Genomic DNA, 16,963 nt, shown 5'->3' with positions numbered 1-16,963 from the left:
CGTATGCGGAGCCCGGCCTAGGCCGTCGCGCGACAACGCTCGGTGGGCGAGAGATTCTCAGCCGGCGGGGCCGGGTGATCCCAGCCCCGCCGACTAGGGCAGCAAGTCTGTGTTGTGGTTTGGTCGGCGTCGGTTCGGCGAGATGTCAGTAGCCGCCGCAGACGTTGCCGATGCAACCGCCGCCGCCGCCCGGGCCGCCGCCGCCACCCCCGACACCGGGGATGCTGCCGCCACCGCCGCCGGGTCCGCCACCGCCCGTGGGGCCGCCGGGGACGCCACCGCCACCGCCGCCGGGTCCGCCACCGCCCGTGGGGCCGCCGGGGACGCCACCGCTACCGCCGCCGGGTCCTCCGCCGCCCGTGGGGCCGCCAGTGGTGCCGCCGCCTCCGCCGGGGGTGGACGGGGCCACGGTGGACGACGGGGTGGTCGTCGGCGTGGTGGTGGTGCTGCTGTTAGGCGCCTTGTTGCCGCCGCCGCATCCGACCGCGAGCACGAGCATGGCCGCACCGCCGAAGAGCGCGACCGAGTTTCTGGCTGCAGATCTCATCTCGAAGTCCCCAATCCCCACTTGCACCACGTGCACCTGGTCCACTTCTCCTTACCCCGGTGCGCGCCCTGGCAAACTGGATGCGGCACAGAGGCTTCGAAGCCCGGAAATGCCGATGGCCCATCACCGGGATGGGCCATCGGGGAAGCGGTTCGACTAGCAGTCGAGACCGGACACGCAGCCGGCCAGGGTGGCCGGGTGAACGCCGGACGCAACCGCCGGCGCCGACGTGACGGCGGACGGCTTGTGCGTCGCCGCGGCCCCGGTCGGGCTGACGTCCAATCCCCCGAAACCGACCGCCAAGGCCACCGCGGCCATTCCGCCGAACACCGCGACCATCGTCCTCATTTCCGCCTTCATCAGCCGATCCTTCCTCTCGTTGCGCGTCGGGAGGTGGCGCGCATCCATGACTTCAATTCTACACCTGTGCAACTGTTGCTACAGACGGGCTTTTGGGTGAGATGTGGGCCGGCGAGGGCGCGCCACATCGGCGGCATCGAACCAAGGCGACGGGAGTTGGCGCGAAGCGGGCCGCGGGTGCGGACCGGGGCGCCTTACGAGCCGATGGCCCATCTCGGGCTAATGGGCCATCGGCGAATCAAATCGTATCCGCAGACAACTGTTGCTATGCCCAGATTCTGCAAACGCCGCGGTAAGAAATTTTCTTATTCGTAAATTGGATGGTCCGTGGCGCCACGCCACGTCCGGTCGAAGCGGTGCCCTCGAGCGAACGGGGGTTCGCGCGAGGGCCGCTCCTTAGTCTTCCTTGGTGATCAGCTTCCGGAGCGCCACGCGGTCCGGCTTAAGCAGCTCCTCGATGCGCGGACGGTTGACCTCCGCGACGATGATCTCGCCGACCTCCTGATTCACCTCACTGAAGATGCCGTGAGACTTCATCTTTGAGGTCTGATACTGGTTGTCCTCGGTCGGCGTCACGTAATACACCGCGTCGGCCTTGAAGCGGTGCACCAGCCAGAGGTGGATCAGCGTCATCAATCGCTTCTGGCGCAGCTTCTCGGCGAACGTGTTCTGGTCGCGCACCGTGAGAATGCTGCGACCGTGCCGGTCCTTGATCGGGTCGAACACGACGTTGGCCAGCTGCTCGTCCCCGTTGCCGTGGATGCCCAACACCAGCACGTCCGAGCCGGGCCGCCGCGGCCTCAGCGACACGCGCAGCTTCTCGCCGAGTTGGTAGTGCTCGCTCCACAGCGCGAGCCACTCTTCCAGCAGCTTCTTGGGCACCTCGGTCTGCACGAGGTGCTGGTGCTGGGTCGAACCCTTGCCCATGGCCTTGGTGGTCGCCGTCCGCCCGGAGGACGCCTGCAGCGCCGCGTCGCTGCGGGGCCCACCGACCAGCGTCTGCGGTGTGCGATAAGGCGACTCCACCAGCCGCATCTTGCGCTGCAGGCGAGCCAGGGCCAGCATGCCGTCCTGTTTCAGGGAGGCCGCGAACTCCTCGGCGGCGACGCCGTCGATCTGGTGGCCGCCGTAGGTGATGAAGTTGAAGACGAAGCCCATCTTGCCGAGCTCCTCGGGGAAGCGCTTCATCTCCTCATCGGTCATGCCGGTGGTGTCCCAGTTGAAGGATGGGGACAAGTTATAGGCCAACATCTTGTCGGGGAACTCGGCGTGGATCGCCTCGGCGAACTCCCGAGCGTCGGCGAGATCGGCCGTCTTTGTCTCCATCCAGAGGATGTCGGCGAACGGCGCAGCGGCCAGCGACTTGGCGATCGCGTAGGGAATGCCGCCGCGGATCTGGTAGTAGCCCTCCGGCGTCTTCGCCAGCTCACAGTCCCACGGCGGGTCGACGCCCAACTGCTTCGCCTTTTCCCGTGCGGCGTAGAGCGACGCGCGCTGGGCGAATCGCCGCCAGTCCGCCGGGCTCATGGCGAAGGGCTCGTCGTCTTCTCTCTCGCCAAATTCCAGCACCTCGGCGACGGCCTCGCCATAGGTCATCAGGCCGGCGTCGTCCTCCCAGGCGGCCACGAACCGCGACTCCACCTGGTCGAAGAGGTCGTCGATCGAACCCTGCCCGTCTTCGCGCCGGGCGTTGACGGCCTCCGAGATCAAGCCCTGGATACCCTGGCGTTCCAGCCAGGCGGCGGCCGCGGCGTACTCCGAATCGGCCAGCGCGTAAAGGAGATGGCCGTTGAGTTCCTTGACGCCCAGTTCGTAGAAACGCCGGAGCATCGCCAGGAAACAGGACTTGTACGACGGGATGTTCAGGTTGGTCGCGCCGAGCAGGAACGGCTGGTCGCGCTCGTCGGCGCGGCTGTCGATCAGGTTGGCCGCCTCGGCATCGGTGCGGGCGACGATGATCCCCGGCACCCGCATGACGTCGAGCTGGAAGCGAGCGGCGTTGAGCCGCTTGATCTGTTCGTCGGAGGGCACCAGGACCTTGCCGCCCTGGTGGCCGCACTTCTTGGTGCCCGGGCGCTGGTCCTCGATGTGGTAGCCGGCGACGCCCACCTCGACGAAGCGGCGGACGAGATTGCGCACGTGCGGATCACCGCCGTGCCCGGTGTCCGCGTCGGCGATGATGAACGGGCGGTAGTCGTAGGCGGGGGTGCTGGCTCGCTGCGCCGCGCTCATGTTCAGCCGCTGGTACTGCTGGTTGCGGTCGGCGGTCAGCAGGGCGCGCACCAATACCGCGGCGTCGTCGGGCACCTGGCTCAGGGGGTAGCTCGCCAGGTCCGGGCCGGGGTCCTCGGTGGTGGAGCCCTTGGCCGAGGTGGCCCAGCCGCCGAGGTAGATGCCCTCGATGCCCATCCGTTTCATGGCCACGGCCTGGCCTGGCGAGTAGGGCCCGAACGTGGTGATGCTCTTCTTGGCGGCGAACAGCTCGCGGAGCCGGTCGTAGAAGGCGGCCGCCGCCTCGCGCGCCACGATGTAGTCGGTGGGGATGGTGCCGCGTTGTTCCACTACCTGGCGAGCCGTGTAAAGACGCGTGATTCCGGCGAACCGTGGGCCGTCCATGTATCGCTGCGTCGCGGCGATGTCGTCCTCGTACGAAGTCCGGACTTCAGTGTCCGAGTCAATGATGGCCATGGCCTTACGCTCCCTGTTCGGCACGATTCCCTTGAACGTGAGTCTATCCCCGAGGGTGACAGTTAAATCAGCGGTCGAAAGACCCGTGCCAAAACTGTTGCCAACTGCCCTGCTCCGGCCCACGTCGCTAGCTTGAGCCCGACGGGCACACAAGCCCGCCGGTTTCGACGGGAGCGCCGCGGCCTGCGCGGAAAATTACTGGTTAGATGGAATCCATTGTGCTGCAGATGGTTCCAAGTTTGCCGAGGTGCTGACCCGGTCGGCCGGGGAGCGAAAATCCGAAAAACCGGACGCATCCAGCAAACAAGCGGTAGGGTTAGCGCTGTGCAAACGGAATTGCGTTATGACCGGTGGTATCTTCCGCTTTCGGTTCCTGTCGGATTGGGACCCAAGCGCAGCGAGGTCAGGGTGGACGCCGGAACCCTGCGCGTGAAGATGGGCTGGGCGTTCGACGCGCACGTTCCGTTGGCGTCGATCACCCATGCCGAGCGGGCGAACGACCGGGTCTTCACCCTGGGCGTGCACTACTCAGATGGGCGCTGGCTGGTCAACGGGTCGGGTAAGGGCCTGGTGGCGTTGACGATCGAGCCACCGGTGGACGCAAAGGCCGTCGGCCGATCGATTTCGCTGCGCGAGCTATGGGTCAGCGTCACCGACCCAGACGCCCTCATTGCCGCCTGCGCCGGTTCGCGCGTTTAGCCCGTCTCGGCCCCCGCGCGTCGGGCCAGCCAATCCCGCTGGCGGCGGATGAATTCGGCGTTGACGACGCGTCCGTGGCCCGGCACGTAGACGGCCCCGGGTCCGCCCACCGCGAGTATCCGATCAAGCATGCGCGGCCAGGCCGCCACATCCGAATCGGCGTCGATGTCGGGGTCGGCGGACTCCTCGACGAGATCACCGGTGAAGAACACAACCGGGTCGTCTTCGCCGTCGGCGCCGGGCGCGATGACGACCAGGTCCGAGGAGGTGTGTCCCCGGCCCAGGTGGCTGATCGTCACGGTGCGATCGCCCAGGTCGACGACGGCGTCGTAGACACCGCGCTTTGGTGGCCGCAATGCCGCGATCGCGCGGTCGACCTCAATGGCGTCCGCGCCATAACGCACGGCATCCGAACGAAGGTGGTCGACGCCGGACGACAAATACTCGACAACCTCTGGGGCGCAAAGGATTTCAGCTTGGCCGAATGCCGAGGAACCCAGGACGTGGTCGAAGTGCTTGTGCGTCAACACGACATGAGTGACCGGCCGCCCTGCGAGCCGGCGCACGTCGGTGGCGATCCTGTCCGCTTCGACCAGCGTAGTGCCGGTGTCGACGAGCAGCGCGCCGGTGCGGCCCCGCACCAACCCGACGGTGACGTCGCAGAACTCCAGCCGGCATCGGTGCACGCTGGATGTCAGCTGCTCCCAGGCGAAATGCATAACCGGAAGATAGCGGTCATCGCGCCCCGCCGGTCTCCGCTCGCCCGGGACGATTGACATGTCGGAAATCCCCGACATATATTGCGGTCATGGGTGGCACTGATCGCGTGTTCCTCGCACTGGCCAACCCGGTGCGGCGGGAACTGCTGGAGATCCTGTCTCGCCAGCCGCTGCCCGCCGGAAAACTCTGCGAGCGGTTCGACCTCAGCCGCCCCGCCGTGGCCGAGCATCTCAAGGTGCTGCGCGACGCCGGCCTGGTGGCCGACGAACCACAGGGCCGCCATCGCATCTATCGCTTGACCGCGGAACCGTTGGCGGAACTTGGAGAGTGGCTGCACCCGTTCGAGAAGTTCTGGCGCACGCGGCTGGCCAAATTGGCCGAGACGGCAGAAGAGGAGTGGCAATGACCAAGACTTCGACGCCCGCGACGATCCGGGTGGATCAATTTGTGGCGGCGCCGCCGGCGAAGGTGTGGCGCTTGTTGACCGAGCCCGACCTCCTGCGGCTGTGGTGGGCCGAGGGCGACGTGGCCGCGGTGGTCGGCCACCAGTTCACCCTCCACATGCCGGGCTACGGCAAGCAGCCATGCACGGTGCTTGAGGTCGATCCCCCGCGCCGGTTCGTGTACACCTTCACGCCCGCCTGGACGCTCGCCTGGCGCCTCGAGCCGGAGGGTGACGGTACCCGGGTGTTCTTGGAACACAGCGGTTTTGACCTGGACGACAAGAGGATGGCCGAGGCCTTCCGCCGGATGGGGCCGGGCTGGTCCGGCGTCGTCCTCCCCCGCCTGGCCGACGCCGTCAACCGGGCCTGAGCGGCCGGGGAGGAAATTGCAGATGCGCGCAGTCGTCGTCACCAAACGCGGCGATCCATCGGTGCTGCGAGTACAGCGGCGGCCCGATCCGCCGCCACCGGGTCCCGGGCAGCTTCGGGTTGCGGTGCGGGCGGCGGGTGTCAACTTCGCCGATCACCTCGCCCGGGTGGGCCTGTACCCCGACGCGCCGAAGCTGCCGGCGGTGGTCGGCTACGAGGTCGCCGGGACGGTCGAGGCCGTCGGGGAGGGTGTCGACCCCGGTCGCGTGGGCGAACGGGTCCTGGCGGGCACCCGGTTCGGCGGCTACGCCGAGGTCGTCAATGTTGCGGCGGGCGACTCCGTGCCGCTGCCGGCCGCGATGGGCTTCGAAGAGGGCGCCGCCGTCCCGGTCAACTACGCGACCGCGTGGGCCGCGTTGCACGGATACGGGTCGCTGCGCGCCGGTGAGCGGGTGCTGGTGCACGCCGCGGCCGGCGGGGTCGGCATCGCAGCCGTCCAGTTCGCGAAGGCCGCGGGGGCCGAGGTTCACGGCACCGCATCGCCCGCGAAGCATCAGAAGCTGGCCGAACTGGGGGTGGACCGCGCGATCGATTACCGGCGCGACGGCTGGCGGGAGGGCCTGGAACCCTACGACGTGGTGCTTGACGCGTTGGGCGGAACCTCGTTGCGGCGCTCCTATGCGCTGCTGCGGCCGGGCGGAAGGCTTGTGGGATACGGGGTTTCGAACCTGCAGCACGGGGAGAAACGCTCGCTGCGGGCGGCGGCCCCGCACGCGCTGGCGATGCTGCGCGGCTTCAACCTGATCGACCAACTCTCGGAGTCCAAGGCCGTGATCGGCCTCAACATGCTGCGGCTGTGGGACGACCGCGGCACCCTCGAGCCGTGGATCACCCCGCTGACCAAGGCGCTCGAGGATCAAACGATTGCTCCCATCGTCCACGCGGCGGTGCCGTTCGACGAAGCGCCGGAGGCGCACCGCATCCTGGCTGCGCGCGAGAACGTCGGCAAGGTGGTCTTGGTGCCGTGAGTTTTTGGCGGCGCCGCGGTGGTTATCTATCCCCCATGGCTGTCACCGAATCCCGCGAGGTTGTCATCGAAGCGACACCGGATGAGATCCTGGATGTGCTGTTCGACATCGAATCGCTGCCCGAGTGGTCCTCGGTTCACCAAAAGGTGGAGGTTCTCGAGCGGGACGACCAGGGCCACCCCACCAGGTCGAAGCAAGTGGTCAAACTGGTCGGCGTCAGCGACGAGCAAGAGCTGGCCTACACCGTTCACGAGGACGGCGTGAGCTGGACCCTGGTCAGCGCCAAACAGCAGCGCGCGCAGGACGGCCGCTACACGCTGACGCCCGACGGTGACTCCACCCGGGTGAGCTTCGATCTGACCGTCGACCTGTTGATGCCGGTGCCCGGATTCTTGATCAAGCGGGGGTCGAAAAGCCTTATGGACACCGCGACCAAAGGGCTGCGCAAGCGCGTGCTCGAGGTGAAGAAGCGCGACGCCTAGCGGCGTTCTGTCCCTACCGGGCGGCCGGGACGCGGTCCACACTGTTTCTTATGGAATCGACGACTCCGCGCGGCCCTCGCCAGACTGCCTCGATCATCGGCGGGCTGGCGATCATCGCCGCGCTGGCCGGCTGCGGCGGGCACGGCGATACCCGCGTCACGGCGCCGTCGACGCCGAAGGTGACGACCCTGGGGCGGACGGTCGCGGCCGCGCCCGCCGGGGCACCGTTGACCATCAGCAGCCCGGCGTTCGGCGACGGCACCCCGATTCCGGTGCAGTACACCTGCAAAGGGGCCAACATCGCGCCCCCGCTGGCATGGTCGGCACCGTTGGGGGCGGCGCTCGTGGTCGACGACCCGGACGCGGTCAATGGGCTGTACGTGCACTGGGTCGTGGTGGGCATCGCCCCGGGATCCGGCAGCACCGCAGACGGACAGACGCCCGCCGGTGCGGCCACGCTGCCGAACACGGCCGGCCAGTCCGCGTATCGGGGTCCGTGCCCACCGGCGGGATCCGGCACCCACCACTACCGGTTCACCCTCTACCAGCTGCCCAACGACTACCAGCTCCCCGGCGGCCTTTCCGGCGTGCAGGCGGCGCAAACGATCGGCGGCGCCGCGACCGCCCAGGCGCAGCTGACCGGAACGTTCGCGGGATGAGCGTCAGGCCATGTGGTCGAGCGCTTGATAGCCGGCGTCGTAGCCGGGCGTGAACGTGATGCCCGGCCCGCCATGGCATCCCGCGCCGCCGAGGTAAAGGCCGTCGATCGGGACCGGGAAGTCGAGGAATCCCTTGGGGCGCCGGACCTGTTCGGGCCCAGCAAATCCGGATGCACTGGGCCGTGGCAGAAGTCGCCGGACGGCGCGCCGAACATCGTGTTCATGTGGCAGGGCGCGAACGTGATGTGGCGGATCACGATGTCCCTGAAGTTCGGGGCCAGCCGGGTGATCTCATCGATAACCCGTTTGGCCATAACGGTTTGAGTCGCCCATGGTGCTGGCGGTCGACTTCCACAGGGAACGCGTATGCGTAGGCGCTGGCGGCGTGCTTGCCCGGCACTTCCCCACCAAGGACGCGGTGCTCTTCCAGGACTACGAGACGCAGCTCGAATGGCTCGCCGAGGCGCTGGCCGACCGCCCCCGACAACCTCAACGCCTAGGAGCATGCGCTCGGCTATGCGGGGCGCATTCGGCGCCGGACTTAGGGTGTGCCGACCAGGGCTTATGTGTCCGACCAAGGCAACCGGCGTATGCCGCATGGTGTGATTTACGGTGCCCGCCCCGGTACGCTGGCATGCTATGGGGTTTGAGGCTGGTGTTCCTACCGCGGCACGGTTGGCCGTCGCGGGACTGATGATCGCGGCTTGGACCGCTTCGGCGGGTTACGCGGGGGCCGACCCGGGCCAGACGCCGGCTCCGTCACCGTCGCCGGCGGCCTCGCAGGGCCCCCCACCGGGCCCGCCACCGTCGTCCGCTTCTCCGGCGCCCTCGCCGGCGGCCTCGCAGGGGCCGCCACCGGGCCCGCCGCCGTCGTCCGCTTCTCCGGCGCCCTCCCCCGCGGCCGCACCGGGACCGGGGCCGAAGACGACGATCGACAAGGACGGCATCTACAACGTCGGGTCCGACATCGCGCCCGGCATCTACAGCTCGGGCGGGCCCGTGAACAACGGCACGTGCTACTGGAAGCGGACGGGCAATCCCGACGGCAACATCATCGACAACGCGATGAGCAAGAAGCCGCAGGTGGTGCAGATCGACCCGACCGACAAGGCGTTCAAGACCTCGGGCTGTCAGCCCTGGCAGCTGACCCCGGACGCCGCCCTGCCCCCCACCACACCGCCCGCCGGCGTGCAGGGCACACTCGGAATCCTCAACGGGTTGCTCGGCGGTCAGGGCGGGCAGCAGCCTCCCCATTCCTGACGGGAACTGACGGGGTCCCGCCCGTTTCGTTACGGTGGCGCCGTGGCCAGTGCGCAGCAGATCGTCGTCGTCGGTGCCGGGGTCAGCGGGCTGACGTCGGCCGTGTGCCTGGCCGAGGCCGGCTGGCCGGTGCGGGTCTGGACGGCCGCCCTGCCGCAGCAGACGACGTCGAAAGTGGCGGGCGCGGTGTGGTTGCCGCCGCGACCCGCGGAACGTGCCAATGACACGCGGACGTGGGCCGAGCACTCGCTGCAGGTCTTTAGCAAACTTGCCGACGATCCCGACTCCGGCGTCCAACTGGCGCCGGCGATGGCCGTCGGCGAATTGACCGCCACCGAGGCGATGTCGTCCGCGGCGGCGCTGATCCCCGACCTGCGACCGATCGATCCGGCCGACCTGCCTGGCGGCTTCGGCAACGGCTTTGGCGCCACGCTGCCGATGATCGACATGCCGCACTATCTGGGCTACCTGACCCGGCGGCTGGCCGCGGCCGGCTGCGACATCGAGGAACATCCCGTGCAGTCGCTGGCCGAGGCGGCCGAAGCCGCGCCGATCGTGGTCAACTGCACCGGCCTCGCCGCGGGACGGCTGACCGGGGACGACACCGTGCGACCGCTGTTCGGCCAGCACGTCGTGCTCACCAATCCCGGTCTGCGCCAGCTGTTTCTGGAGATCAACGGCGGCCCGGAATGGACGTGCTATTTTCCCCATCCCCACCGGGTGGTATGCGGCGGCATCAGCGTCGCCGGCCGCTGGGATACCGCCGCGGATCCCGATGTGACCGAGCGAATCCTGCGGCGCTGCAGGCAGATCGAGCCCAGGCTGGCCGAAGCCGAGGTGATAGAGATCATCACCGGACTGCGGCCCGACCGCCCCACGGTGCGGGTGGAGGGTGAGCCGCTGGATCGGGCGCGCGGAGAGGCCTTGTGCATTCACAACTACGGTCACGGCGGCAACGGCGTGACCTTGTCGTGGGGTTGCGCGCGCGACGTGGTCCGGCTGGTGAGTCAGGGGGCGGCGCGATGAGCATCGACTACGCTGTGGACGCCCACATCGCCACCATCACGATCAACCGTCCCCAGACGCGCAATTCGCTGGACATGGCGCATTTCCGCGACCTGGCGCACGCCTGGGAGGCGTTCCGCGACGACGCCGACGCGTGGGTGTCGGTGATCACCGGTGTGGGGCAGGACTTTTGCACGGGCGCCGACCTGAAGGAGTTCATCCCCGAACTCACCGGCGACCTCCCGCAGCCGCAGGGGTGGAACAAGGAAGACGCCATTCACGCCGTCCTGCACCGCTTCCCCGTCTACAAGCCGATCGTGGCCGCGATCAACGGCACCTGTGTCGCGGGCGGCTTCGAGATGTTGAGCTCCACCGACATCCGCGTCGCCGTACCCGGCGCGCGCTTCGCGGTGATGGAGCCCAAGCGCGGCCTCTTCGCCGGCGGCGGAAGCACAGTGCGGCTGCCACGGCAGATGCCCTACCCGCTCGCGATGGAGCTGCTGCTAACCGCCGACATGGTGGACGCGGATCGAGCCCTGGCGATGGGGCTGATCAATCGGGTGGTGCCGCCGGCGCGGCTGATGGACACCGCGTACGACTACGCCGAGCGCATCGCCGCGAACGCACCGCTTGCGGTGTTCGCAACGAAGCAGTCCGCCGTCGAGGGGTTGGCGCTCGACCTCGAGGCGGCGTACGACAACGAAACCCGGCACAGCGACCGGATTTTCGAGACGCAGGACGCCAAGGAGGGCCCACGGGCCTTCGCCGAGAGGCGTCCGCCCCGGTGGCAGGGCCGCTAGCGCCGGCTGACGTCCCGAATGATCAGCGACAGCACCCAGCTCACGATGGACAACACGATCGCCGCCCAGATCGCCGTCCACCAGAAGTGATCGATCTGCAAACCCCAGTGGGTGGTGTGCTCGGTGATCCGGGCGGTGAGCCACAACATCAGCGCGTTGACGACAATGTGGAACAACCCGAGCGTGAGGATGTAGAGCGGGATCGACAGGAGCTGGACGATCGGCTTGATGAACGCGTTGACCAGACCGAAGATGACGGCGACGACGAAGATGATGCCGACCCGCTCGAGCTTGCTGTCACCGCCGACGAACGTGATCCCGTGAACGAACTTGGTGACCAGCCATAGCGCGAAACCGGTCAGTGCGGCGCGGAGCAGGAAAGGGCCCATGCCCACGATCCTCTCACCACCGGTGCGCGAAGGGCAGCCGTTCAGCGCCCGGGCTAGGCGTCGCCGCGCTGTGACGACAAGTGCTTCACCATCTGGCAAAGGTTGACGACCGCGGCGCTCAACTTCGCAATGGTGGCGTCCCGATCCGCTACACACGACTGCCAGTCGGCAAACTCCTGCGGTGGTTTCTGGTTGTCCGCGTTGAGATGGATTTTCTCCTCGATTTGGTCGCACAGGTCCGCGAGGGTCAATTGCCCGGGCGCGCTGATGTCGGAGAACCATTTGTCAGCCATGCAGATCGACACCTCCCGAAAAATTCGCGTGTCTCTCGAGGCTATCGGGTTGCTTGTCGGGACGATTGTCGGGGCGTGCAGCGCTCGGTGATGAAAGCGGCCAAGGCTTCCGGGGGAAATCGAGCCAACCGTGGTGATGACTACGAGTCACCAACCCCCGAACCTAATTCAGGTTGTAGAAGCACTGCGCGTTCAACCCACCGATTTTTTCGCGGGCCTCTTCGCTGATATCGGGACGCGTGCGCAGGTGCTTGGTGCTTTCCGGCCATTCGCCGTCCCAATGCGGATAGTCGCTAGCGAACATGATGAAGTCGGCGCCGAGCACGTTGATCACCCCGGGCAGGATGGGTTCCTCCGGCTCACACGTCACCCAAATGTTGCCCGCGGCCAGGTATTCGTGCGGGTCGCGGCGCCAGCCGCGGTCGACCCAATCGCCCCGCTTCTCGTAGTGCTCGTGCAGGCGATCCATGAAGAACGGGACCCAGCCCGCGCCCGCCTCGAGGAAGGCGACGCGCAACTGCGGGTGGCGCTCGAAGACTCCGCCGGACACCAGTGCCGTCATCGCGGTCATCTGGTCGAACGGGAAACTGATGCAGTGCACCTGAATGTAATTGGTGAAGCGGTCCACGCCGATCTTCGGCAGGTGAATGCCCGGCGCGCCGTGGACACCCAACGGCATATCCAGGTCGACCGCTGCGGCGTAGAAGGGGTCGAGGTCGGGGTGGTCGAGATTACGGGTCTTGAGCGCCGGCGGGATCAGGGTCGCCACCAGCCCAAGCTCTTTCGCCTCGGTCATGACGTCGATTGCCGCCTGGCCGTGCTCGATCGGGGTGACGGCGACGCCCCGTAACCGTCCACCCGACGGGGCGCAGTAATCCGCGATCCACTGGTTGTACAGCCGGGCAAACCCGGCGGCGAACTCCGGGTCCTCGAGGGTGGGTGCGCACAGGCCGAGACTCGGGTACAAGACCATCGTGTCGATGTGGTCGCGGTCGGCGTCGCCCAGCACGCCCTTGGTCGATCGACAGTTGATGTCGGGCGCCTTGCTGATGCCGTGCTCCGGCGGGCACCCCGCGCCCGGGCCCTCGTCCTCGGGATAATTGCGGCCCTCGAAGGTCAACCGCATCCGCCCGTCGCTGCTGGGCTTGACGTACTGCGGCCAGCGTTTGATCGCTTCGATTGCCAGCGAAGGATTCTCGGCGACGTGACCGTCGGCGTCGATGATGCGCATGTATCCGGAACTTACTCTCGCGGATTGCATGTTGGAATGGCTCGCTTTACCGCGCGCGGTAGGCCACGATGCTGAACGTGACACCACAAAGTCCTCGAAACACGCTGACCGCCGATCAGCGGAACTCGTTTATCGCGGCGTTGCTGGGCTGGACGATGGACGCCTTCGACTACTTCATCGTCGTGCTCGTCTACGCCGACATCGCCAAGACCTTCCACCACAGCAAGGCCGAGGTCGCATTCGTCACCACCGCGACGCTGATCATGCGTCCCGTCGGTGCGCTGCTGTTCGGGTTGTGGGCCGACCGTGTCGGGCGCCGGCTCCCGCTGATGGTGGACGTGATGTTCTACTCCGTGGTCGGCTTCCTGTGCGCGTTCGCCCCCAACTTCACCGTGCTGGTGATCCTGCGCCTGCTGTACGGCATCGGCATGGGCGGCGAGTGGGGCCTGGGCGCCGCGCTCGCAATGGAAAAGGTGCCCGTCGAGCGACGCGGGTTTTTCTCGGGGTTACTGCAGGAGGGCTACGCGTTCGGATACCTGTTGGCGAGCGTCGCCTCGCTGGTGGTGATGAACTGGCTCGGGTTGTCGTGGCGGTGGCTCTTTGCGCTGAGCATCGTTCCCGCGCTGGTCAGCCTGATCATCCGGTACCGGGTGGAGGAGTCCGAAGTCTGGGAAGCCGCACAGGACCAGATGAAACTGACCAGCACCAAGATCCGCGACGTGCTGCGGGACGGGGCGATCATCCGCCGATTCTTCTACCTGGTGGCGTTGATGACGGCCTTCAACTGGATGAGCCACGGGACCCAAGATGTCTACCCGACGTTCCTGACCTCGACGGCCAACCACGGCGCGGGCCTGTCCAGCGCGACCGTCAAGTGGATCGTGATCGTCTACAACGTGGGCGCCATCATCGGCGGGCTTGTCTTCGGGACGCTGTCACAGCGGTTCAGCCGCCGCTACACCATCATCTTCTGCGCGATGCTCGGTCTGCCGATCGTGCCGCTGTTCGCCTATTCGCGGACGGCTGCGATGCTGTGTCTCGGCGCCTTCCTGATGCAGCTGTTCGTGCAGGGCGCGTGGGGCGTGATCCCCGCGCACCTGACCGAGATGTCGCCGGACGCCATCCGCGGCCTCTACCCGGGCGTCACCTATCAGTTGGGAAACCTGTTGGCGGCCTTCAACCTGCCGATTCAGGAGCGCCTGGCCGAGTCGCATGGGTACCCGTTTGCCCTGGCGGCGACGATCGTGCCGGTGCTCGTCGCGGTGGCACTCCTGACGCTGATCGGCAAGGACGCCACGGGGATTCGCTTCGGCACCGCCGAAAGCACTTTTCTGCCAACGGAAGCCAAGTAGCGACGCTCGGCGTCAGGGGTTGCTCAGCAGGCGCAGCAGCAGGTGCATCGCCACCGTAGTGGAGCGCTCCCGGATGTCGGAGCGGTTGCCGGGCAGCCGCAGCGTGCGGGTGTCCGTGCGGCCGTCGGTGCGGGTCACACTGAAACAGACCGTCCCGACGGGTTTTTCGGGTGTACCCCCGCCGGGGCCGGCGATGCCGGTGATCGCCACGGCGGTGTCGGCGCCGAAGCGGCGGATGGCGCCGGCCGCCATCGCCTCGGCCACCGGCTCGGACACCGCTCCGTGCGACTCGATCAACGTCGGGTCGACGCCGAGCAGCTCCGTTTTGGCCTCGTTGGAGTAGGAGACCACCCCGCCGGCGACGTAGTCCGACGACCCGGGCCGGTCGGTCAGGCGCGCGGCAAGCAACCCGGCGGTGCAGGATTCGGCCGTTGCGATCCGGCGGCCGGCCAGCGCCCGGGCCACCAAATCGTCGACCGTGGAACCGTCTTCGGAGAAGAGCTGCTGGGAGTGCCGGTCGCGCACCAGCTGCATGAGTTTCGCGTAGCTGGCTGCAGCGTCCGGCTCGTAGCGCGTGACCATCTCGACCTCGCCCCGCCGCAGACAGGTGGTGATCTCGAGTGACTCGAAGCCCGGCACCGAGGTTTCGGCCTCGCGCAGCGTCTCGGCCAGACCCGATTCGGGCAGCCCGAACATTCGCACGGTGTCCTGCCGATAGAGCGTTCGGGCGGCGATCGCCTGCTGCGCTGCGGGCGTCTCGATGGCCCGGCTCCACATCGGCTGCAGCTCGCGCGGCGGCCCCGGAAGCACGATCACCGTGGGCTTGCCGGGGACGACCACTCCCGGCGCGGTGCCCACCGGGTCGAGCACCTGCGCTCCGGCGGGGATCATCGCTTGCTTGCGGTTGGCGGCGCGCACCGCGTCGAAGTCGACGCCTTCGAAGCGGGCCATCAGCTTCTTGAGGATGTTCGCGATCTTGTTCTCGGTCTCGTCGTCGAGCACCAAGTCGCGGCCGCAGAACCGGGCCACCACTTCGACCGTCATGTCGTCGGCCGTCGGCCCCAGGCCGCCGCTGGTGACGATCAGGTCCATGCCCTGCTCCGCCATGAAGCACAGCTGCGCCTCGATGTCTTTCGCGCGGTCGCCGCAGATCGTGATGTGCGCCAGCTCGACGCCCAGCTCCAGCAGGCGATCCGCGATCCAGGGGCCGTTCGCATCCTGGACGCGCCCGGTGAGGACTTCGGTTCCGGTGACGACGATGCCTGCGCGTGCGCTCACCGGCATGAGCCTACTGGCCGGGACGGGAGACAATGAGCCGATGATCGAGCTGGAGGTTGTGCAGGCAGACGTCACCAGGCTCGAGGTCGACGCGATCAGCAACGCGGCCAACACACAGCTGCGGCACGGCGGCGGTGTCGCCGCGGCGATCGTGCGGGCCGGCGGCCCGGAAGTGCAGCGCGAATCGAACGAGAAGGCACCCATCGGGCTCGGTCAAGCGGTCGAGACCACGGCCGGCGCGATGCCGGCGCGTTACGTCATCCACGCCGCGACCATGGAGCTCGGCGGCCCGACGTCAGCGGAGATCATCGCTCGGGCCGCGGCCGCCACGCTGCGCAAGGCCGACGAACTGGGCTGCCGCACGCTGGGGCTGGTGGCCTTCGGCACCGGCGTCGGCGGCTTCCCGCTGGACGAGGCGGCGCGGTTGATGGTCGACGCGGTCCGCCGGCACGCGGCGGTCTCGTTGCAGAAGGTGGTGTTCGCGGTCCACGGCGACGCGGCCGAGCGTGCCTTCCGGGACGCCGTGGCTGGCTAGTCGCCTTCGAGGTAACGCTCGACGGTGGCGACCTTCCGGGTCATCGCGTCGCTGACCCCGGCCCGCCAGTCCGCCTTGATCACCGTGCTGACCCGGGGTGCGCGGGCGGCAACGGCCTCCACGGCGCGCTGCACGACCCCCATCACCTCTTCCCAGGTTTCGCCCTCGATGACGGTGAACATCGAATCCGTTCGGTTGGGCAGGCCCGAATCGCGAACCACCCGAACCGCTTCGGCAACGATCTCGCCGACGCCCTCACCCACCCCCATCGGGGTGACGGAGAACGCGACGAGCACAGACACCCATCGAGCCTACCCAAGCCGGTCGCGGCCGGCCTGGCAGCATCAAGGCCCATGCGGGTTCTGGTGCAGAGAGTGACGTCGGCGGCGGTGTCGGTCGACGGTGACGTGGTGGGGGCGATCCAGCCGAACGGGCAGGGGCTGCTGGCCTTCGTGGGTGTCACCCACAGCGATGACCTCGACACAGCTCGGCGGCTCGCCGAAAAGCTCTGGTATTTGAGGATTCTCGATGACGGACGGTCAGCCGCCGACCTCAACGCGCCCATCTTGGTGATCAGCCAGTTCACCCTGTACGCCGACACCGCCAAGGGCCGACGCCCGTCGTGGAACGCGGCCGCGCCGGGTGCGGTCGCCGAGCCGATGGTCGCGGCGTTCGCCGACGCGCTGCAGCGCCTGGGCGCCGAGGTCCAGACCGGGGTGTTCGGCGCGAACATGCGGGTCGAGCTGGTCAACGACGGCCCCGTCACCGTGCTCCTGGAACTGTGAACCGACGGGTAGGTTGGATACGTCGCTTGCCGTGGCCGAT

21 protein-coding genes and 2 pseudogenes are annotated in these 16,963 nt (G+C 67.7%); 13 read left to right on the top strand and 10 right to left on the bottom strand.

What is annotated here, in order from left to right:
• Positions 1 to 145: 145 nt before the first annotated feature.
• The 3 genes from A5695_RS28290 to aceA form a co-directional block, all read right to left on the bottom strand.
• Positions 146 to 547 (bottom strand): hypothetical protein, encoded by a 402-nt coding sequence (locus A5695_RS28290; RefSeq protein WP_068079062.1) that lies wholly within the window; start codon positions 545 to 547, stop codon positions 146 to 148.
• Positions 548 to 703: 156 nt separating this feature from the next.
• On the bottom strand, positions 704 to 907 hold the full coding sequence (locus A5695_RS04970; RefSeq protein ID WP_156749467.1) for a hypothetical protein: 204 nt from the start codon (positions 905 to 907) through the stop codon (positions 704 to 706).
• 396 nt (positions 908 to 1,303) lie between these two features.
• The gene (gene aceA, locus A5695_RS04965; RefSeq protein ID WP_068078907.1) at positions 1,304 to 3,595 is read right to left on the bottom strand and encodes an isocitrate lyase ICL2; all 2,292 of its coding nucleotides are present in this window, start codon (positions 3,593 to 3,595) and stop codon (positions 1,304 to 1,306) included.
• Between the two features lie 324 nt (positions 3,596 to 3,919).
• Here aceA and A5695_RS04960 point away from each other — a divergent pair, with 324 nt between their 5' ends.
• Complete coding sequence (locus A5695_RS04960) at positions 3,920 to 4,294, top strand: hypothetical protein (RefSeq protein ID WP_068078905.1); 375 nt, start codon at positions 3,920 to 3,922, stop codon at positions 4,292 to 4,294.
• Here the strand turns inward: A5695_RS04960 and A5695_RS04955 are convergent.
• Complete coding sequence (locus A5695_RS04955) at positions 4,291 to 5,013, bottom strand: MBL fold metallo-hydrolase (protein WP_068078904.1); 723 nt, start codon at positions 5,011 to 5,013, stop codon at positions 4,291 to 4,293. The two genes, A5695_RS04960 and A5695_RS04955, sit on opposite strands and share 4 nt — an antisense overlap.
• 89 nt (positions 5,014 to 5,102) lie before the next feature.
• Between A5695_RS04955 and A5695_RS04950 the strand changes: the two genes are divergently transcribed.
• The 5 genes from A5695_RS04950 to A5695_RS04930 are packed head-to-tail and all read left to right on the top strand — an operon-like array spanning position 5,103 to position 7,995.
• Positions 5,103 to 5,420 carry a helix-turn-helix transcriptional regulator gene (locus A5695_RS04950; protein ID WP_068078903.1) on the top strand — a complete coding sequence of 106 codons (318 nt, stop codon included), beginning with the start codon at positions 5,103 to 5,105 and terminating at the stop codon, positions 5,418 to 5,420.
• Positions 5,417 to 5,827 carry an SRPBCC domain-containing protein gene (locus tag A5695_RS04945; RefSeq protein WP_068078899.1) on the top strand — a complete coding sequence of 137 codons (411 nt, stop codon included), beginning with the start codon at positions 5,417 to 5,419 and terminating at the stop codon, positions 5,825 to 5,827. Before A5695_RS04950 ends, A5695_RS04945 begins: the two co-directional genes overlap by 4 nt.
• A 22-nt stretch (positions 5,828 to 5,849) precedes the next feature.
• A complete protein-coding gene (locus tag A5695_RS04940) occupies positions 5,850 to 6,854 on the top strand; it encodes a zinc-binding dehydrogenase (protein ID WP_068078897.1) in 1,005 nt (334 codons plus the stop codon).
• A gap of 35 nt (positions 6,855 to 6,889) precedes the next feature.
• The gene (locus A5695_RS04935) at positions 6,890 to 7,336 is read left to right on the top strand and encodes an SRPBCC family protein (protein WP_068078895.1); all 447 of its coding nucleotides are present in this window, start codon (positions 6,890 to 6,892) and stop codon (positions 7,334 to 7,336) included.
• Positions 7,337 to 7,386: 50 nt separating this feature from the next.
• The gene (locus tag A5695_RS04930; protein ID WP_068078893.1) at positions 7,387 to 7,995 is read left to right on the top strand and encodes a YbhB/YbcL family Raf kinase inhibitor-like protein; all 609 of its coding nucleotides are present in this window, start codon (positions 7,387 to 7,389) and stop codon (positions 7,993 to 7,995) included.
• 3 nt (positions 7,996 to 7,998) lie between these two features.
• Here A5695_RS04930 and A5695_RS29400 read toward each other — a convergent pair.
• A pseudogene (locus A5695_RS29400) lies at positions 7,999 to 8,392 on the bottom strand (NAD(P)/FAD-dependent oxidoreductase); the annotation flags it as partial.
• Here A5695_RS29400 and A5695_RS29395 point away from each other — a divergent pair.
• The 4 genes and pseudogenes from A5695_RS29395 to A5695_RS04910 all read left to right on the top strand — a co-directional run.
• A pseudogene (locus A5695_RS29395) lies at positions 8,390 to 8,476 on the top strand (TetR family transcriptional regulator); the annotation flags it as partial. The pseudogenes A5695_RS29400 and A5695_RS29395 sit on opposite strands and share 3 nt — an antisense overlap.
• 194 nt (positions 8,477 to 8,670) lie before the next feature.
• The gene (locus A5695_RS04920) at positions 8,671 to 9,255 is read left to right on the top strand and encodes a hypothetical protein (protein ID WP_231974717.1); all 585 of its coding nucleotides are present in this window, start codon (positions 8,671 to 8,673) and stop codon (positions 9,253 to 9,255) included.
• A gap of 42 nt (positions 9,256 to 9,297) precedes the next feature.
• Positions 9,298 to 10,281, top strand: coding sequence for an FAD-dependent oxidoreductase (locus A5695_RS04915; protein WP_068078883.1), 984 nt, complete (start codon positions 9,298 to 9,300; stop codon positions 10,279 to 10,281).
• Positions 10,278 to 11,060, top strand: coding sequence for an enoyl-CoA hydratase/isomerase family protein (locus tag A5695_RS04910; RefSeq protein WP_068078881.1), 783 nt, complete (start codon positions 10,278 to 10,280; stop codon positions 11,058 to 11,060). Before A5695_RS04915 ends, A5695_RS04910 begins: the two co-directional genes overlap by 4 nt.
• Here the strand turns inward: A5695_RS04910 and A5695_RS04905 are convergent.
• The 3 genes from A5695_RS04905 to A5695_RS04895 all read right to left on the bottom strand — a co-directional run bounded on the left by A5695_RS04905 (position 11,057) and on the right by A5695_RS04895 (position 12,973).
• On the bottom strand, positions 11,057 to 11,449 hold the full coding sequence (locus A5695_RS04905; RefSeq protein WP_068078879.1) for a phage holin family protein: 393 nt from the start codon (positions 11,447 to 11,449) through the stop codon (positions 11,057 to 11,059). The genes A5695_RS04910 and A5695_RS04905 overlap by 4 nt on opposite strands.
• A gap of 53 nt (positions 11,450 to 11,502) precedes the next feature.
• Entirely contained in the window at positions 11,503 to 11,742 is a 240-nt protein-coding gene (locus tag A5695_RS04900) for a hypothetical protein (protein ID WP_068078877.1), read from the bottom strand.
• 163 nt (positions 11,743 to 11,905) lie between these two features.
• Positions 11,906 to 12,973 carry an amidohydrolase family protein gene (locus tag A5695_RS04895; RefSeq protein ID WP_068078876.1) on the bottom strand — a complete coding sequence of 356 codons (1,068 nt, stop codon included), beginning with the start codon at positions 12,971 to 12,973 and terminating at the stop codon, positions 11,906 to 11,908.
• A 68-nt stretch (positions 12,974 to 13,041) separates the two neighbouring features.
• Here A5695_RS04895 and A5695_RS04890 point away from each other — a divergent pair, with 68 nt between their 5' ends.
• Entirely contained in the window at positions 13,042 to 14,325 is a 1,284-nt protein-coding gene (locus A5695_RS04890) for an MFS transporter (RefSeq protein WP_156749466.1), read from the top strand.
• A gap of 12 nt (positions 14,326 to 14,337) precedes the next feature.
• Here the strand turns inward: A5695_RS04890 and A5695_RS04885 are convergent, their stop codons facing one another.
• Entirely contained in the window at positions 14,338 to 15,609 is a 1,272-nt protein-coding gene (locus tag A5695_RS04885; protein WP_068078874.1) for a competence/damage-inducible protein A, read from the bottom strand.
• Between the two features lie 34 nt (positions 15,610 to 15,643).
• On the opposite strand from A5695_RS04885, the gene A5695_RS04880 reads away from it, so the two are divergent.
• Positions 15,644 to 16,138, top strand: a complete 495-nt coding sequence (locus A5695_RS04880; protein ID WP_068079059.1) for a macro domain-containing protein — start codon at positions 15,644 to 15,646, stop codon at positions 16,136 to 16,138.
• Here A5695_RS04880 and A5695_RS04875 read toward each other — a convergent pair.
• Entirely contained in the window at positions 16,135 to 16,440 is a 306-nt protein-coding gene (locus tag A5695_RS04875; protein WP_068078872.1) for an MTH1187 family thiamine-binding protein, read from the bottom strand. The genes A5695_RS04880 and A5695_RS04875 overlap by 4 nt on opposite strands.
• A 51-nt stretch (positions 16,441 to 16,491) precedes the next feature.
• Here A5695_RS04875 and dtd point away from each other — a divergent pair, with 51 nt between their 5' ends.
• Positions 16,492 to 16,923 (top strand): D-aminoacyl-tRNA deacylase, encoded by a 432-nt coding sequence (dtd, locus tag A5695_RS04870; RefSeq protein WP_068078871.1) that lies wholly within the window; start codon positions 16,492 to 16,494, stop codon positions 16,921 to 16,923.
• The last annotated feature ends 40 nt before the right edge of the window (positions 16,924 to 16,963 follow it).

The sequence above is a fragment of the Mycobacterium sp. E1747 genome, from assembly GCF_001667775.1.
Taxonomy (GTDB): domain Bacteria; phylum Actinomycetota; class Actinomycetes; order Mycobacteriales; family Mycobacteriaceae; genus Mycobacterium.
This window is presented reverse-complemented; position numbering and strand designations above follow the sequence as displayed.

Bases quoted from the DNA above. Each gene is read 5' to 3' on its own strand.
- A5695_RS28290 (WP_068079062.1), bottom strand. From the start codon at position 547: ATGAGATCTGCAGCCAGAAACTCGGTCGCGCTCTTCGGCGGTGCGGCC.
- A5695_RS04970 (WP_156749467.1), bottom strand. From the start codon at position 907: ATGAAGGCGGAAATGAGGACGATGGTCGCGGTGTTCGGCGGAATGGCC.
- aceA (WP_068078907.1), bottom strand. From the start codon at position 3,595: ATGGCCATCATTGACTCGGACACTGAAGTCCGGACTTCGTACGAGGAC.
- A5695_RS04955 (WP_068078904.1), bottom strand. From the start codon at position 5,013: ATGCATTTCGCCTGGGAGCAGCTGACATCCAGCGTGCACCGATGCCGG.
- A5695_RS04950 (WP_068078903.1), top strand. From the start codon at position 5,103: ATGGGTGGCACTGATCGCGTGTTCCTCGCACTGGCCAACCCGGTGCGG.
- A5695_RS04945 (WP_068078899.1), top strand. From the start codon at position 5,417: ATGACCAAGACTTCGACGCCCGCGACGATCCGGGTGGATCAATTTGTG.
- A5695_RS04940 (WP_068078897.1), top strand. From the start codon at position 5,850: ATGCGCGCAGTCGTCGTCACCAAACGCGGCGATCCATCGGTGCTGCGA.
- A5695_RS04935 (WP_068078895.1), top strand. From the start codon at position 6,890: ATGGCTGTCACCGAATCCCGCGAGGTTGTCATCGAAGCGACACCGGAT.
- A5695_RS04930 (WP_068078893.1), top strand. From the start codon at position 7,387: ATGGAATCGACGACTCCGCGCGGCCCTCGCCAGACTGCCTCGATCATC.
- A5695_RS04910 (WP_068078881.1), top strand. From the start codon at position 10,278: ATGAGCATCGACTACGCTGTGGACGCCCACATCGCCACCATCACGATC.
- A5695_RS04905 (WP_068078879.1), bottom strand. From the start codon at position 11,449: ATGGGCCCTTTCCTGCTCCGCGCCGCACTGACCGGTTTCGCGCTATGG.
- A5695_RS04900 (WP_068078877.1), bottom strand. From the start codon at position 11,742: ATGGCTGACAAATGGTTCTCCGACATCAGCGCGCCCGGGCAATTGACC.
- A5695_RS04895 (WP_068078876.1), bottom strand. From the start codon at position 12,973: ATGCGCATCATCGACGCCGACGGTCACGTCGCCGAGAATCCTTCGCTG.
- A5695_RS04890 (WP_156749466.1), top strand. From the start codon at position 13,042: ATGCTGAACGTGACACCACAAAGTCCTCGAAACACGCTGACCGCCGAT.
- A5695_RS04885 (WP_068078874.1), bottom strand. From the start codon at position 15,609: ATGCCGGTGAGCGCACGCGCAGGCATCGTCGTCACCGGAACCGAAGTC.
- A5695_RS04880 (WP_068079059.1), top strand. From the start codon at position 15,644: ATGATCGAGCTGGAGGTTGTGCAGGCAGACGTCACCAGGCTCGAGGTC.
- dtd (WP_068078871.1), top strand. From the start codon at position 16,492: ATGCGGGTTCTGGTGCAGAGAGTGACGTCGGCGGCGGTGTCGGTCGAC.